This window comes from Bradyrhizobium sp. USDA 4503 (genome assembly GCF_054055815.1).
Genome location: NZ_JBSRXS010000001.1, coordinates 527,346 through 542,713 on the forward strand (window position 1 = coordinate 527,346; position 15,368 = coordinate 542,713).

At 59.5% G+C, this 15,368-nt stretch carries 13 protein-coding genes; 10 read left to right on the top strand and 3 right to left on the bottom strand.

All coding sequences use genetic code 11. The annotated features are described in order from the left end of the window. The first annotated feature begins 352 nt into the window (after positions 1-352). The 3 genes from ACVMIH_RS02460 (at position 353) to ACVMIH_RS02470 (ending at position 3,521) form a co-directional block, all read left to right on the top strand. Positions 353-1,792 carry a DUF1254 domain-containing protein gene (locus ACVMIH_RS02460; protein WP_456866366.1) on the top strand — a complete coding sequence of 480 codons (1,440 nt, stop codon included), beginning with the start codon at positions 353-355 and terminating at the stop codon, positions 1,790-1,792. Positions 1,793-1,903: 111 nt separating this feature from the next. Then, the gene (locus tag ACVMIH_RS02465) at positions 1,904-3,028 is read left to right on the top strand and encodes an HlyD family secretion protein (RefSeq protein ID WP_229189067.1); all 1,125 of its coding nucleotides are present in this window, start codon (positions 1,904-1,906) and stop codon (positions 3,026-3,028) included. A gap of 61 nt (positions 3,029-3,089) precedes the next feature. Then, complete coding sequence (locus ACVMIH_RS02470) at positions 3,090-3,521, top strand: hypothetical protein (protein WP_456860613.1); 432 nt, start codon at positions 3,090-3,092, stop codon at positions 3,519-3,521. A 224-nt stretch (positions 3,522-3,745) separates the two neighbouring features. Here ACVMIH_RS02470 and ACVMIH_RS02475 read toward each other — a convergent pair whose 3' ends face one another. Then, on the bottom strand, positions 3,746-4,780 hold the full coding sequence (locus ACVMIH_RS02475; RefSeq protein ID WP_456860615.1) for a helix-turn-helix transcriptional regulator: 1,035 nt from the start codon (positions 4,778-4,780) through the stop codon (positions 3,746-3,748). A gap of 611 nt (positions 4,781-5,391) precedes the next feature. Between ACVMIH_RS02475 and ACVMIH_RS02480 the strand changes: the two genes are divergently transcribed. Further along, positions 5,392-5,637 carry a helix-turn-helix domain-containing protein gene (locus tag ACVMIH_RS02480; protein ID WP_229189107.1) on the top strand — a complete coding sequence of 82 codons (246 nt, stop codon included), beginning with the start codon at positions 5,392-5,394 and terminating at the stop codon, positions 5,635-5,637. A gap of 867 nt (positions 5,638-6,504) precedes the next feature. Here the strand turns inward: ACVMIH_RS02480 and ACVMIH_RS02485 are convergent. Together ACVMIH_RS02485 and ACVMIH_RS02490 are read right to left on the bottom strand one after the other, a co-directional pair. After that, on the bottom strand, positions 6,505-7,587 hold the full coding sequence (locus ACVMIH_RS02485; RefSeq protein ID WP_229189105.1) for an ROK family transcriptional regulator: 1,083 nt from the start codon (positions 7,585-7,587) through the stop codon (positions 6,505-6,507). Between the two features lie 48 nt (positions 7,588-7,635). Continuing rightward, positions 7,636-8,301, bottom strand: a complete 666-nt coding sequence (locus ACVMIH_RS02490; RefSeq protein WP_200844587.1) for an SGNH/GDSL hydrolase family protein — start codon at positions 8,299-8,301, stop codon at positions 7,636-7,638. A 321-nt stretch (positions 8,302-8,622) separates the two neighbouring features. Between ACVMIH_RS02490 and ACVMIH_RS02495 the strand changes: the two genes are divergently transcribed. From ACVMIH_RS02495 to ACVMIH_RS02520, 6 genes are all read left to right on the top strand, one after another. Next, positions 8,623-9,696: an ABC transporter substrate-binding protein gene (locus ACVMIH_RS02495; RefSeq protein WP_168856804.1), complete on the top strand. Its 1,074-nt coding sequence runs from the start codon at positions 8,623-8,625 to the stop codon at positions 9,694-9,696. Between the two features lie 97 nt (positions 9,697-9,793). Then, positions 9,794-11,272 carry a sugar ABC transporter ATP-binding protein gene (locus ACVMIH_RS02500; protein WP_229189103.1) on the top strand — a complete coding sequence of 493 codons (1,479 nt, stop codon included), beginning with the start codon at positions 9,794-9,796 and terminating at the stop codon, positions 11,270-11,272. 15 nt (positions 11,273-11,287) lie between these two features. Next, on the top strand, positions 11,288-12,229 hold the full coding sequence (locus ACVMIH_RS02505) for an ABC transporter permease (protein WP_141340193.1): 942 nt from the start codon (positions 11,288-11,290) through the stop codon (positions 12,227-12,229). Positions 12,230-12,232: 3 nt separating this feature from the next. After that, complete coding sequence (locus ACVMIH_RS02510) at positions 12,233-13,180, top strand: ABC transporter permease (protein WP_456860617.1); 948 nt, start codon at positions 12,233-12,235, stop codon at positions 13,178-13,180. 7 nt (positions 13,181-13,187) lie between these two features. Next, entirely contained in the window at positions 13,188-13,871 is a 684-nt protein-coding gene (locus ACVMIH_RS02515; protein WP_316399197.1) for an SGNH/GDSL hydrolase family protein, read from the top strand. 419 nt (positions 13,872-14,290) lie between these two features. After that, on the top strand, positions 14,291-15,202 hold the full coding sequence (locus ACVMIH_RS02520) for a response regulator transcription factor (protein ID WP_456827371.1): 912 nt from the start codon (positions 14,291-14,293) through the stop codon (positions 15,200-15,202). Positions 15,203-15,368: the final 166 nt, after the last annotated feature.

Sequence of the window (15,368 nt, forward strand, 5' to 3'; positions counted from 1 at the left end):
CGGCTTTTTGGCAGCGTTGCGGCGCTCCATCTCGTGCCGCGCAAGGCAGGCTAGCCCGTACTTCCCAGCATCGGCTATGCAGTTTCTGACCTTGGTCGGAGGCCCATCCGACCAATCGCTTGGCGAGCCGGGGATCCGAGCGGGCGCATGCCGAAGTCGAAGACCCCGCGCTGGCAATAACTGAGCGCGATTTCAGACCATTGCTTCGCGCGGGGCTGGAGATTGCCGAATTTGCATAGTGGGTGGCCGCTTTTTCGTTAGGTTGGCGAGCGGACGAAAAGACGCTTGGCGTGTCAGGCCCGTCCACCACGGAAACGGAGTAGGTTTGATGCAAAAGCGATCGAGCCCGAACATGCTGACGAAGCGCGATTTGCTGAGATCTGCCGCGCTGGCAGGCGTCGCCGCTGCTGGCGCCCAATCAAGCCAGGCTTGGGCCCAGTGGTCCGAGCGCCCGGGATTCTTCAAGGCCAAGGACATTGCAGAGGCCGGCTTCATTTATGGCCTGCCGATCGTGATGGCATACGGCATCATGTATGAGTACGCGGTCGACAAGTCGTCGGGCCAGTACAAGGCGCCGTTCAATACACTGTTCAACGAGGCGCGCGTCTTCACATACGAAGATACCGCCGTGATCACCCCCAACAGCGACACGCCGTATTCGTTCGCTTGGCTGGACCTGCGGGCCGAACCGCTTGTCTTTTCGGTGCCGGCGATCGACCCCAAGCGCTACTATTCGCTGCAGTTGAACGACCTCAACACGTATAATTTCGGCTATGTCGGGACGCGCACCACCGGCAGCGATGCCGGAAGCTATATGATCGTCGGCCCGCGATGGACCGGCGTGACACCGGCCGGCATCAAGAAGGTATTCCGGTCGACCACCGATTTTTGCCTGGGGCTCTTACGCACGCAGCTGTTCGACCCGGCCGATATCGAGGCCGTCAAGAAGATTCAGGCCGGCTACAAGGCGCAGCCGCTTTCCAGCTTCCTGAATCAGCCGGCGCCCTCGCCGGCACCGGCGCTTTCTTTCCCCAAATTCGAGAAGGACCTCGTCCGCACCGAGTTCTTCGAATACCTTGATTTCGCGCTTCAATTCGCGCCGGCGCTGCCGGACGATCGCTGGATCCGCGAGCAGCTGGCGCGGATCGGCGTGGGGCCGGGCAAGAGCTTTGACTTCCGCAGCCTGTCGCTTGAAGACAAGGCCGAGATCCTGCTCGGAATGAAGGAGGGTGAGCGCAAGGTCACCGAAGCCGTTGCGACCCTCGGCAAGGACATCAACGGCTGGCGCGTCGGCGCGCCGTTCGGCGATGCCGCATTCTTCCATGGCGACTGGCTTATGCGCGCGGCAGCCGCGAAGGCCGGCATCTATGGCAACGACGCGGTGGAGGCCATGTATCCTTTGGGCAAAGTGGATGTCGATGGCAAAGAACTCGACTGTTCGAAGTCGAGCTACAAGTTGACCTTCGCGGCGGGACAGCTGCCGCCGGTCAACGCCTTCTGGTCGGTGACGATGTATGACGGCAAGACGCAGCTACTGGTGAAGAACCCGATCAACCGCTACCTGATCAACTCGCCGATGCTGCCGCACATGAAGTGCGGTTCCGACGGCTCGCTGACGATCTACGTCCAGAACAAGTCTCCGGGAGCCGACAAGGAGGCAAACTGGCTGCCGGCGCCGGATGGCCCGATCTATGTGGTGATGCGACTGTACTGGCCGAAAACCACGCCGCCATCGATTCTGCCAGCTGGTGAAGGGACGTGGAAGCCTCCCGGCTTCAAGCGCGCGTCCTAGAGATCGAATTTTTATCGGCCGGATGCGCGGCGACAGAGTCGCAATTGCACGCATCCGGCCGGCACGGGCATGGCACCGCCCTTGTGAGTGTTCAATCCCGGTGCACGACAGATGCAGGAGATCATCGTGCTCATCATCCTGACGCTCTATTTGGTCCTGGTCTGGCTCGTCTTCTCGAGGCTCAAGCTGGTCCGATGGGGCTGGGCGTCCGGCACCGTCACCGTGCTGCTTGGCGCGTTCATCCTCGCGGTATTCCTCGCGATGTTCAACTACCTGACCCCGTCGGGAAGCTTAGTCGTGATTTCCCGCGTCATGGAGGTCGCGCCCAATGTCTCCGGCGAGGTGATCGAAATCCCGGTCAAGCCAAACGAACCGGTGAAGGCCGGCGCGGTGCTGTTTCGCATTGATCCGGCACCGTTCCAGTACAAGGTCAACCAGCTCGAGGCATCGCTCGCCCAGGCACGCCAGCAGGTCAAGCAACTGAAGGCCAGTTACGAGCAGGCGACGGCGAATGTCGATGGACTGACCAAGCAGCTCGCCTTTCACACCCAGCGGCTTTCCGATTACCGCAAGCTCGTCAGCGAGGAGGCGCAGACCGCGTTTCGTCTGCAGGACGTCCAGGTGCAATACGACACGGTCGAGTTTCAGCTTCAGGCGGCCAAGGCCGCACAGCTGAGCGCACAATTGGCGATGGAGTCGGAAATCGGCGGCGTCAACACAACCGTCGCACAGATCCAGGCCCAGCTCGACCATGCGAAGTGGGAGCTCGAGCAGACGACGATCCGCGCCATCGGCGACGGTGTCGTTACGATCATGGCGCTGTCGGTCGGCGACCGCGCCATGCCGGCGCGCTCGGTGATGTCGTTCATCGTCGCAAACGATATCGTCATCACCGGCATGTTCCCGCCGAACGGATTCCGGACCATCAAGCCCGGCGCGCGGGTCAAGCTCGTCTTCGACGACGACCCTGGCCGTATCCACGAAGCGACGGTCATGGCTATCCCTCAAGGCGTGGGGCAGGGCCAGATCGCGGTCTCAGGTACGCTGGCGCGGGTCGGCTCGATCGGAGGCGCGAAGGCTTATCCGGCTGCTATTTCGATCCCGAAGACCATCGACCGTAGCCAACTCCGGCTCGGAATGCCGGGCACCGCCACCGTGTTCGCGGACAACGCCGGCGTCATCGGCCTGTTGATGTCGATCCTGGTCTGGATCGGTTCGTATACGGCATATTTATAGCCGCCTTCCATTTCACTCTCGGCTCCAATTGGTAGCTCATCCAGATATCTCCGGAGAAAAAATGGGTCTTCGATCTGCAGGCAGTATTGCAGCCCTCGTTTCGGTCACTCTTCTTGTCCAGTTGTGCTCGGGTGCTCGCGGTTACGCCCAGCAATCAACTGGTCAATTGTTGATCTCATCGGGATTCAGCCCTGTCGCTGCGACCACGCCGGAGCTGTTGAATCGGCTGATGTCGTTCCCGTCCAATCAATTTCAGCTGCGGCAGAGGAGCGGACGTCCCTACTACGTTTACGCGGATCCCTCCGGATGTACCTGTGCGTATGTCGGCAGCGTGGCCGCTATGGACAAATATCGCGCCAGTTATGGTGCATTGCCGGCAACTACGCTCTCGGCAGGCGGCTTTACGAATCCCGAAGAGAACCTGATCAACAGCATGGAAAACGATGACGCTTCGGCCCAGTTCAACGTTGACGTATTTGGTCCGGACTTTTAGGTTTGCCTGATGTGCGTTCGAGCACGAGGGCCCCGCGCGTTCGCGGCACACGCACCGCACCGACCTGACCGTCGGCGGCGTTCTGTTGATGGAGACCAGCGCTTCAGCTCCTCGGCGCAAAGGAGGAGGGATCTATCCCATCCGAAGTCGTGGCGCTCCCATCCAGCGAAGCAGGGTCCGATCGATCGACGGTGATGTCGTGTCGAATCAAGGGATGCCTTCAATCATTCGGGCAGCATGGCGCCCAAGGCAGGCGCTTGTCCCGGCCGCGATTGCGCACGAAACTGCCGCGGCGTAACGCCGGTAATGCGGCGGAAGGCGCGCGTAAAGTGCGCTGGATCCGTATAGCCGGAGGAGAATGCGATTTCGATGATCTTGGAATCCGTGTCGCGCAAGAGCTTGCTGGCATTCTCGAACCGGATGGTGTCGAGCAGATCCGAGTATGTCATGCCGGCGTACGCAAGCTTACGTTGCAAGCTCCTCGCGCTCGCGCCAGCCATCTCCGCGACTTCAGCGAGAGCCGGAAGTCCTTGGTCGAGGTAGGACGGCAACATCAACTTGAGCGTTGCGATGATATCATGACCTGACGGGCCAGCCTGATCGTCCTGCAAGGAGAGCACTTTCTCCTTTGCGCGATTGGGTAGGCTGAGGAGCGAGATCGGCACGTCGATCCACGATGCGTCCTGTCCAGACAGGAAACGCGTGTTTGGCCAGAATGAATGACATGCAGGGCTCGGCGTATACCGGGCTTCAAAGGCGATTGTTGCAGGAGCCCAATCCGGTCCGGCGAATTGCCGGACGATATATATAGGGAAAATATTCTGAAGCCATTGTGAATGCTCGAGATGCAGGAGTCCTTTTGTTCCAGTGAGACTGCTGCAAAACCTCACGTGATCGTCGTGGCGCTCGATCCAGTTCTTCAGGTTCGAGTCCTCGATCGATGCCCATTTGCAAGCCTGTTGCAACGCGACCAACAGCGTTGGGGCATGGCCGATCAGCGTCCGGGTTTTCTCGCTCAGGTGACAATAGTGCAGACGTTGGGAGGCGAGGAATCCAAAATCCGGAATACCTTGTGATCTCCGGGCGATTTCCGCGAAGTCGATTGCTCGCAGAATCGGAACGTAGTGATTGGCCTTTTCTTCCAATGACGTCGGAAGATGAAATTTTGCCAGAAACGAACCCGTCGACGCGCCGATTTCGCTAAGGATATCAGCGAAGGGAATGAGGAACTGGCAGCGCGTCAAATGAATATTTGCCACCGGGCCGCCCCTCGATCGTAAAATGGATGCTGCCTGTCGGCGGGAGTTTCGCTGGGACCGGGCGTTGGCGCGGCCGGCAAAAATGGAAGAGTTCGCTGCCCCCTCCCGGCATGCACCGTTCTCTGCACCCGAGCGGTCGGCTGCGAGCCACTCCTTCGATGCGGGTCTTGCCGGCTTTTTTGGCGGCTTATGGCCAGACGGCCAACAATTCGCTGCATAGGCTTACTTGAGATCAAGACTACGACCGCAATGGAGGAAAGCTGAGCCCGTGCTGCGTTTCGATGAATTCTCTCTCCGCACCCTCGCAGCATTACGTGCGCTCGACAATGGTCGAACGAGAGCCGCTGGGTGATCGAAAGGCGCCCCGGTTTTCCCGGACAGTCGGCCGGAAGGAGGCCCGGAATGCCCATGGCGTCGAAGCATCTGGTATTCTCTAGACGGAGCATAGACTTCGTGCCTCACACCAACAGATGAGAGCTGTCCGTTTGCCTTCGTCTGACGCTGTCCGCGCGGCCATCGTCGCGTCGCTGCGGCATGGTGACGCAACCATAAATGGCACAGCTCGCGCCTGCAAGATCAGCGCGCGGACGTTGCAGCGTCATCTCGGTCGTATGGGCACAAGCCACAGCGCAATGCTTGCGGAGGTTCGCTTGAATATGGCTTGCCGGCTGCTTGCGGAATCGAGCAGGCCCTTGTCCGATATCGCAAAAATCCTCGGCTATTCCAGTGCAAGCAGTTTCAGCCGCACTTTCGCGCGTTTGATGAAAGTCCAGCCGGTTGTCTACAGGCGGCAGCAATTTGCTGGTAAGCATCGGGAAGCGCCCCATCGCAAGCGAACTTGCGCGATCGATAGCTGAATTATTCCAGAATATTGGCGCAAAATGGCAAGACGTACGATTTGAATTGGAGGGAAACGTTCGCCGAGATTTCCGGGCTCCGTAAGGAGCCATTTTGCTTTTGACATTCAACTGAACCGCGTCATGCAATCACGTCGCCGAGCCCGAGCGGCCGACCGCAGAACCAGCTCCATCCGTTCGCGACAAACAAGAGGAGCTACGGCCATCCACCAGACGACCGTCATAGCGGCGTCGGCGAGCCTTGAGATCGTCCGATCGGCGCATGCACAGACTGATCTGGGCGCTTACGCTTGTCTCGACCAGCGCATTGTCGAGGCGATCGCGGTGGTGTGCCTGGCACATGGGATAGGTTGATTGTCCAGGCGCCGAGTCGGTCACGGTGGTCGTGACCTCGTGGCCGTGTCCCCCAATCTTGGTTTGATGCTAACGGATTTGTACGCTGTCTGGAACGAATCGCCCTGTGACTCCTTCAAGCCGCCGACGGAAACTGAAAGACTGGGTCAGAACTTTGGGTGAACCTCGATCAGTTAAACCGAGGGGGCGAATTATCGACAAGCCAGCAACGCGCTGAGTTCGCGGTCGCAAACGGGACGTGTTCGCGCACACAAACTTCCTTTTTCGCTCGTAGCTGAAATGGTGGGTTTTGGTTTAAGAAGGTCGAAAATGCTTTATCTTTCAACGGGGATTGACTGACGCTCTCTCCGCCATTTTTACGATCTCGTGCGCTAGTCTTCGACTCTGTACTATTTTACGCGCGGTAGCGCGCTGGCGACGCGAGCATAGGGTGTCTAAGCCACGGCTTTGATCTGCGCCAGGAGTTGAACACCACGTGATCCTTACGCAGGTAAGAGATCGGTATGACGCTCCCTACTGCACCATAAAGCGCGAGTGGTATGGCAAATTGGCTGCGCCGACAGCCTTTGGCGCGACAGAGTTCGCTCCGTAGAGGAAATTCACCTCAGGGACCTCCTCATGAAGCTGGGAGCACAGGGCTTCTCCGAGTTTCGGTGGTGCGTAGCTCGAGACGACCACGGAGTTGAAACTGACAAAGCTCAGGAGGGAGCGAACTGATCCGACGAACTGGCGACAGCATAGGCGGCGCCATTCGGCGTAGTACTCCGCGGCAGCCTTCGGCAGGGTTTTGGATCCGATGTCATTGAGCACGAGCCCATGCCGCTTCAATTCCTCTCGCAAACGCTGCAGTCCGACATCGTGGCTCATGCCGAATCTCCCCCTGTGAATCTGATAGTTCAGGACTAGGCGGCTATGCAGGTGAGAGCCCAGATAGAAGAAGAGAAAATCGGGCAGGGAGCGCGCCACGCCGAACAGGCTTTCCCCGCCCGCAGCCGCCGTAATATCATCCTGGATGTACACGGAAAGATTGAGGGTACTCTCGATGCTGGCTTGCAGATCTACCAGATCGCTCCCCAAGAGATCTCTCACGTGGTGTGGTGAGCCCGCCTCGTTTGGAGCCGCCAGTCCAATGCCAGCAACCCGGGTGCGGTACGAGGACGGAAGGGCCAGTAGAGCCTCCTCGATCTTTACAGCGAGCACGCCAGTTCCACGCAAGGCGGAGTATGGATGGGCGGCGTGGTGTTGAACCTGTCCGATGAAATCGATGATGGCAATGTCGGTCTCGCTCTCGCCGAAGCTCACACCGATCGAGAAGGCTCCTTTTGGATTGAGCGAGAGGGGAATGGTCGGCGGGCCGACCCGACCACGCTGCGCCTCCCCTTTCGAGACGAGACCTTCCTGCTCCAGTGAACGCACGATGACGGATACTGTCTGCGCGGAAAGGCCGGTCTTTTCTCCGATTTCGAGACGTGAAATTCCGGCGCTCTGCAGCAGCAATGAGAGCACAAGTCGTTCATTGTAGCTTCTCACGCTGGGCGCATTCAGGCCGCTCGCCCGGTCTGCGATCCGCAGCGGGTTTGGTGGCGCAAATCGCATGTCAGGCAAGGAACTGCTCCTCTCAGAAGAACTCAGGCAGGGATTTGCTCAGCGCTGAGAATCACCAGCCGGCCATCCGATCGCATCGATCTCCTGCGCCAGCGCTACCCCAAGTGCGCGATGCGCGCCGGCGTTGAGATGAAATCCGTCTGCTTCATCGCATTGGCATACCGTCCCTGCGTTGAAAAAATGCACGCCCAGGGAATCCGCCATGATTTCGAATTCAAGGCCGAGCTGTCGTGACTTCTCCGGTCCCCCCGCAAAGATTGATTTCCACTCCTTGATGTCATCTAGCATAGGGGGAGGGGCGACGATCATGATCTCGGGCACGCTTCCACCCGGCCCTGGCGCCAATTCTCGTATGTCGTAGATCAAACATCCCATTCCCATTGCGACCTCCGAAGGTGGCTTGTTGAATCGCACCTTGAGGTCATTGGTGCCGAGCATGATGATCACGAGATCGAGGATCGTGTGGCTTTGGATGCACGGGCGTAGATACGTCCGACCGTTCTTGTGAGTGCCCTCGATGGGGTCGTCATGAACGGTCGTCCGTCCGCTCAACCCCTCTTCGATGACGTACCATCTCGATCCAAGTTCGGCCTGAAGCACACCCGGCCATCGGGTGGCGCGATCGTAGCGTTCGAGCGGCCCGCGCCCCGGTATTTGGCCGTGAGTATTGGAATCGCCGAAACATAGAACCGAACGCACCCGCATGGTCCTGAATCTCCGTGCTTTTTCGGTCCTACATTGTCCTCACCACCGAAAGTGTGCAATAAACCAATTGATCATTCAATCTGAATAACTATTGACAAGCGACGTTTCACTGTGCACTCGTAAGCTGGCGGCGGACTGAAAGCCCGTCAGCATTGGGAGTAGAACACCAAGAGGCAGCTCTTCGTCGAGAGGAGCCGATCCATCGACTTGAATGGATCTGACAACGTCGTCCTGCGATGTCGCGGGAAGGCGCGCGCCGGCCTGCGCTCTGCTTCCCTCTACTGAAAGAATTGCGCATCGCGTGCGGTGAAGGAGGGATTCATGCACCAAGGATTGAGATTAGTCGCAGGGCTGATCGCTGCGACGTTGGTCAGTTGGACGGAAGCTCGCGCACAGGAAGTGAATCTGATGCAGGGTGTCATGCCGCGGCCAGGCGATGAGCGCGTCACGGCGCCGAATCAGTTCAAAAAGGACGGTCCATGGAAGATCGGCATGAGCCATTTCGGCGTCAATGCCAACACCTGGACAGTCCAGATGGCACACGACGCGGAAGCGGCCGCCAAGCTCGACAAAAGAGTCGGTCAATTCATTCTTCTGGACGCCAATATAAGCCAAGCCAAGCAGGTCGCCGATATCGAAGATCTAATCGCGCAGAAGGTCGACGCGATCATCGTGACGCCGCTGACGCCGACCTCTGCCGATGCCGGCATTGAAAAAGCGGTCGCCGCCGGCATCCCCGTCATCGTGCACACCGGTCTTACCGAGACTGACAAGTACACCGTCGATATCCAGGGAGGGGGGGTCCACTTCGGAAAGGTGATGGGGGACTTCCTTGTCAAGCAACTCGGTGGCAAGGGAAATATCTGGGTCCTTCGTGGACTGCCGGCGCACCCCGAGGACATCAACCGCTACAAGGGCCTTCTGGAATCGATCAAAGGTACTGACGTCAAGATCATCGCGGAAGATGCCGGCAAGTGGCAATATGACGTCGGCAAGCAGGTGTGCGAGACCCTTTATCTGAACAATCCGAAGGTCGACGGTATCTGGTCATCGGGTGCCGATATGACCCGCGCCTGTGTCGATGTCTTCCAGCAGTATGGCGCGAAGATTCCGCCAATCACGGGCGAGGGCAACAACGGCTTTTTCGCCCGTTGGATCGAGCTCGGCTTCCCTTCCATCTCGCCGGAGTATGGACCGGAACAGGGGGCGGCTGGCGTGCGCGCCGTGGTCGCTTTGCTTGAGGGCAAGCAACTCCACAAGCGGTACATCTATGAGCCCGAAGGCTGGGATCTGGAGAAAGCCAAGAAATTCTACCGCAAAGATCTGAGCGCGAACGTCTGGTTTCCGACCAGCCTGACGGAGCAAGATCTGCAGAGGTACTACGGCAAGCGCTGATCTTTGCCGGTGTCGGCGCTCATTCTTGTGCGCCGGCACCCACCTTCCATCAATACAAGCATTGGATCGAAGCGTGACCACACAACCGCTTGTCCAGATGACATCGATCTCGAAGTCCTTTGGGGGCATTGCCGCGCTCGAGAACGTCGATTTTCAACTGCTTCCCGGATCGGTTCATGCGCTCATGGGCGAAAACGGAGCCGGCAAGTCGACCCTCATGAAGGTCTTGGCAGGCGTCGTTCAGCCTGATGCCGGCATGATTCGGAAGAATGGTCACATCGTCCGCTTTGCCTCACCTCGTGAGGCGCTCGATGCCGGAGTATCGACGGTGTTCCAGGAGCACTCGCTGCTTCCCAATCTGTCGATTGCCGAGAATATGTATCTTGGCAAGGAGCCGGTCACGAAGTTCGGCACGACCGACACGGCCCGCATGGAGCGGCAGGCGAAAGACATCCTGCGTGAGCTCGGCCTGGATCTTGATCCGGCGACGCTCGTCGGAAATCTTACGATCGCGGAGCGACAATTTGTCGAGATCGCGCGTGGCATCTCGGCACGCGCCGACGTGGTCATTCTCGACGAGCCGACGGCCGCGCTCAACGCCGCCGATGTCGAGGTTCTCAATGCTCAGATTCTCGCGCTCAAGAAGGAGCAGAAGGCGGTCGTCTACATTTCTCACCGCATGGAGGAAATCTTCAAGATCTGCGACACGATCACCGTGCTGAAGGATGGTCGGAATGTCGATGCCGTGCCGGTATCGTCGATCACCCCCAAGCAACTGATCGCGATGATGGTGGGGCGGGAGCTGAGTGAGTTGTTCCCGCCGAAGCCGGATCGGACGGACGGGGAGGTCGTTCTTTCGATCGATGGCCTGCGATTGACGCCGGAGGCGACGCCCTCTTCAATCGTGCTCCGGCGCGGCGAGATCGTCGCGCTTGCGGGCCTGGAGGGACAAGGGCAGCGTGAGCTTGTCAGATCGCTCATCGGACAATATGCGCCCCACGGTGGCAAGGTGGCCGTCAGGGGGCGGGAGTTTGCCCTGCCGCTCTCGGAAGAGCTAGGCATTCGAGAGATGCAGGCGCTGGGCCTCGGCTTTGTGCCCGAGGACAGAAAGCTCGAAGGACTGTTTCTTGACCTCTCGCTGGCGCACAATCTCACCATCGGTCTGCACAGCCGGCATTTCGAGCTGAAGCCGGCCGCGGCTCATCGCGAGGTGATCGCGAACTCGATGAAGAACCTATCCATAAAGGCCGCAAGACCGTCCCTTCCAGTCAACGCGCTCTCGGGCGGAAATCAGCAAAAGGTTTTGCTGGGGCGATATCTGGCCTTGGGCGCCGACATACTGATCATCGAGGAGCCGACCCGTGGCGTCGACGTTGGCGCGAAGGCCGAGATTTACAGGCTACTTCGCGACTACGCGAACGCTGGCGGCTCGGTCGTCGTCCTCTCGCGGGAGACCCTGGAGCTGATCGGGCTTTGTGACCGCCTCTACGTGATCCACGACAAGCATGTGGTGACCGAAATGCCGGCCAGATCGGCGACCGAGCATGCCATTCTCGAAGCTGCCCTGCGTGGTTGAGCGGACACGATAGTGATGAGCCACCTTGGTCGCATGTTTCTCGGCGCAAATTCCCGGCACGGGTTGTGGACCGTTCCGCTGGTCGCGGCGCTGGCCTGTTGTGCGGGCCTGACCCTCTCGACGGCCGAGTTCGCGAGCTCGCAGAACATTCTCAACTTGGTCGCACAAGCAGCGCCACTCATCCTCGTGAGCATAGGACAGATGATCGTGATCCTCGTCAGAGGGCTCGATCTGTCGGTCGGCTCCGTCGTCAGCCTGACGACGGGAATTCTGTCGCTCAATGCCCCGGCCTATGTTTCGGTGCCCGCCGTCATCCTCGCGGCCGTGGCGATCGGGCTCCTGAACGGAATTTCAGTCACCTCGTTCAGGGTGCATCCGATCATCGCGACCCTCTCGATGACCGGCATCGTGCAGGGCGTCGCGATGTTTGTGCGCCCCTCTGCCGGCGGTGCAGTGCCATCGGAGATTCTGTTCCTCGTGAGCGGTAAGGTTTTCGGCATCTACATGCCTGTCCTATGGGTTGCTGCCGCAATCCTGGTCGCCTGGAAGGTGGTGCACGGCTCCCGCTTCGGCTTGCACCTCTTTGCGATTGGTGGAGGTGAAACGGCTGGCACCTTCGGCATCGCCGAGCAGCGCAATGTCGTCGCGGCATACGTCCTGAGTTCCTGTTTCGCCGCGGTCGCCGGGATCTTCCTGGCGGGCCGCATCGTTTCGGGCGACCCAAACATCGGGGCACAATATGCGGTGGATTCAATCACGGCCGTTGCGCTTGGCGGCACCCAGCTTGCCGGGGGGATCGGCAGCCTTCACGGCACCGTCGTCGGCTGTGCGCTTCTTGCCGTCATTGCGAACGGCATGAACCTGCTCAATGTCTCTGCCTTCATACAGACCATTGTGAAGGGGCTGATACTGCTTGCCGTCATCTCGCTTCAGCCCCGCAAGACGATTGGACTGTAGGTTATGCAGCGACTTTACAGCCTGTCTCGTGTGGCGTTGCGGATGCCGCCTTCCTACATCGTTGTTGCGGTGCTCCTCGTCACCTTGTGGATGATGCGGCCCAATCTGATGAATGTCGCGATTCTCGGCACGTTCGCCCGTCAGGTCGTGCCGCTCGGCATCGTCGTTCTGGGGCAACTGCTCGTCATCTCCTCTCGCTCCATCGATCTGTCCGCCGGCGGAGTCATTCTGCTTGTCAATTACTTGATTTCTTCCGGCCTCCTTTACGACCGGCCGATTCTCCAGGTCATTCCTCTCTGCCTTGCTGTCGGACTTTCGGTCGGGCTTTTGAACGGGCTTCTCGTCGGCAAGCGAAGAGCTTCCGCCGTCATCGTGACGCTTGCGGTGAACATCGTTCTGATTGGACTGGTCGAATATCTCGCGAACGGGAAGCCGCCGGGGGACGTCCCGGACCAGTTCCGCCAGCTCTATAATGTGCGGCTCGGGACGCTGCCGGCTCCGGTCATCTTCTGGTTCGTGCTGGCCGGGCTGATGAGTGCGTTTCTCGGAAGATCGGTGTTTGGCCGTTTCGTCTGGTCGATCGGCAGCAATCCGGTCTCCGCGCATTTTTCGGGCGTCCCGGTCGAACGCACGGTCGTGCTAGCGCACGCGATCTCGGGACTCATGTCTGCCGTGGCTGCGCTGGTCCAGACATCCTCGATAGCCGTCGGAAGCGTGCGGTTCGGACCTGAACTCGTCATGAACTCGATCGCGGCAACGATTCTGGGCGGCGTGGTCTTCGGCCGACCCGCGCAAGTCTGGGGACCATTCGTCGGCGTGCTCTGCTTCGCTCTCTTGTTCGTGGTCATGACGACGCTGGGCGTGCAGGAGCCCGGCAAGCTCATTGTCCAGGGGCTCATCATTCTTCTCGCCGCCGTCTTCTATGGCGTTCGTTCCAAATCAAACTCGTGAGGGACCGATGACGAAACGTATCCTGTGCTTTGGAGACTCGCTTACCTGGGGATGGGTTGCCGTCCCGGAGGGCTCGCCGACGACGCGTTTTCCCTATGCGGAGCGGTGGACGGGAGCCATGGCGGCGAAACTCGGACCGGACTATGAAATCATCGAGGAGGGCTTGAGCGCACGCACGACGTCGCTCGATGATCCAGCGGATCCACGGCTGAACGGGTCGGCCTATCTTCCATCCGCCATTGCAAGTCATCTTCCGCTGGATCTCGTCATCCTCATGCTCGGGACCAACGACACGAAGAGCTATTTTCGCCGCACCCCTTACGAAATCGCGGTCGGTATGTCCAAGCTGGCGGGGCAGGTGCTCACCTCGGGCGGCGGAGTAGGAACGGTGTATCCCGCGCCCAAAGTGCTCATCGTTTCGCCGCCCCCACTCGCCGATTTGCCGGACCCGTGGTTTCAGGGAATGTTCGAAGGTGGTCGCGAGAAGACGGTTGAACTCGCCAAGCAGTACAGATCACTAGCGGCTTTCCTGAAGGTCGATTTCCTCGATGCCGGGAGCGTGATCTCGACCGATGGAGTGGATGGCATTCATTTCACTGCCAAAAACAATGCTGACCTTGGAACGGCGCTCGCGGAAAAAGTGGCGGACATCTTTTCCGTCATCCAGAAGCGCGAGATGGTGTTGACGTAGTCCGCGTCAACGAGGGCATGCTGCCTTCAGCCCGCTGCGATGGCCGCTTTTGCGAATTGCGCCGCGCCACTGCCGCGTGCGCTCCGTTGTCCCGCATGGGACGTTCCTCCCTGGACTGGTCATGGACGCCATGACCGAGCCCGCTCCTCTTGCGAGGAGCGGGCTTTTTTTGGGGCCAGCCGAGGCCGTGACAAGGTGGTCCTACCTTCAAAGAGATCGTGAACCTCGCTTATTCTTCGCCCCACGAGAAGCTAGGACAAAAACGACACTATCGATCCTGCACTGGCCGATCCGGATTTGACTTGGAAGGGGGGTGGCATAAGATCGAAGGAAGAGCATCTTGTCGCCCGGTGCCCATCTCCCGTAAATTTCGCCAGCCGTACGCCCGCGAGATGGGAAGTCGAAACAGGGAGGAGTTGTTGGGCGCGCAAAGCCATGAAGCGTGGCATATCCCAACCTTTGCAGACGATTTCCGCGAGGATGTCTTTGTAAAGCAGCGGAAGCTGCGCACCCGGCTTCTTGATTGTGGTGCGATCCGCAACGCCCATGCGCGCGATCTGGCCGCCCACATGCTTCTGTATCTTGATGACCTGTCGGGCTGCTGGTCGATTGCGACCAGCTGGCTGCGGGCCGAGCTTCGATGTCAGCGTGTCGACACCGGCTTCGGAATGCGCGAGGCGAGGGACTATTTCCCGGGTTTCGCGGAAGCAAAAGACGCGAACTACGACGTTCCCTCGTTCGGCGGCAAAGCCGTCGATAATCGGGATGCCGCGATGCAGGCGATGTGGCTGGATCCCCACCCGGTGATCTTTGCCGATATCAAGCAGGATAGCCGCATCACGATGCGACTGCGGCAAAGGCTTGCGGGAGCCCGGACGAAGTCAAAGTTCGCCTGGGCGCTTCGGACCGGACGCGGCAGCTACGGCCTGATCTGCGCCGACTGGACTGAACATTTTGCCCCCTGGGAATCTGGCCTGTACGACTGTTTCGAGCAGACGGTGGTCGATGTCCTCAACCCGATCGTGGCCGTTGCCAAGGAGATTGCCGATCGAGATCCGGTGAGCCGGAATGGAGAGGCGCAGGGTGGCTATCCACTGACCTTGTCCATGGGCCTTTCGGCGCCGGCCTGGCTGGCAACTCTTACGCAATCAGAAATCGAGGTTGCCACGCTGGTCGCGAAGGGCATGAGCTACAAGGAAATCGCCAGGGTTCGCCGCAGGTCCTTTTCCACGATCGATCATCAGCTCAGAAGCATCCGGCAGAAGACCGGCGTTTCAAGCACCTCCGCCCTGGTCAGCCTGCTTGCGCGGACCGAGTTGCCGCCGGTCTGAAGCACCGCGGGAGCAGCGCCGACGAAGGTCGCATTCGTGACATCGCGGAGCGAACGCCTCTCCTGACGAAAACCGGCAATTCCATGATGTTGGATCGACGAAGCCATGCTTCGCCGATTCCGATTGGTATCGCGAACCTTCGCGATAGATGGCCCCACGCGTCGCT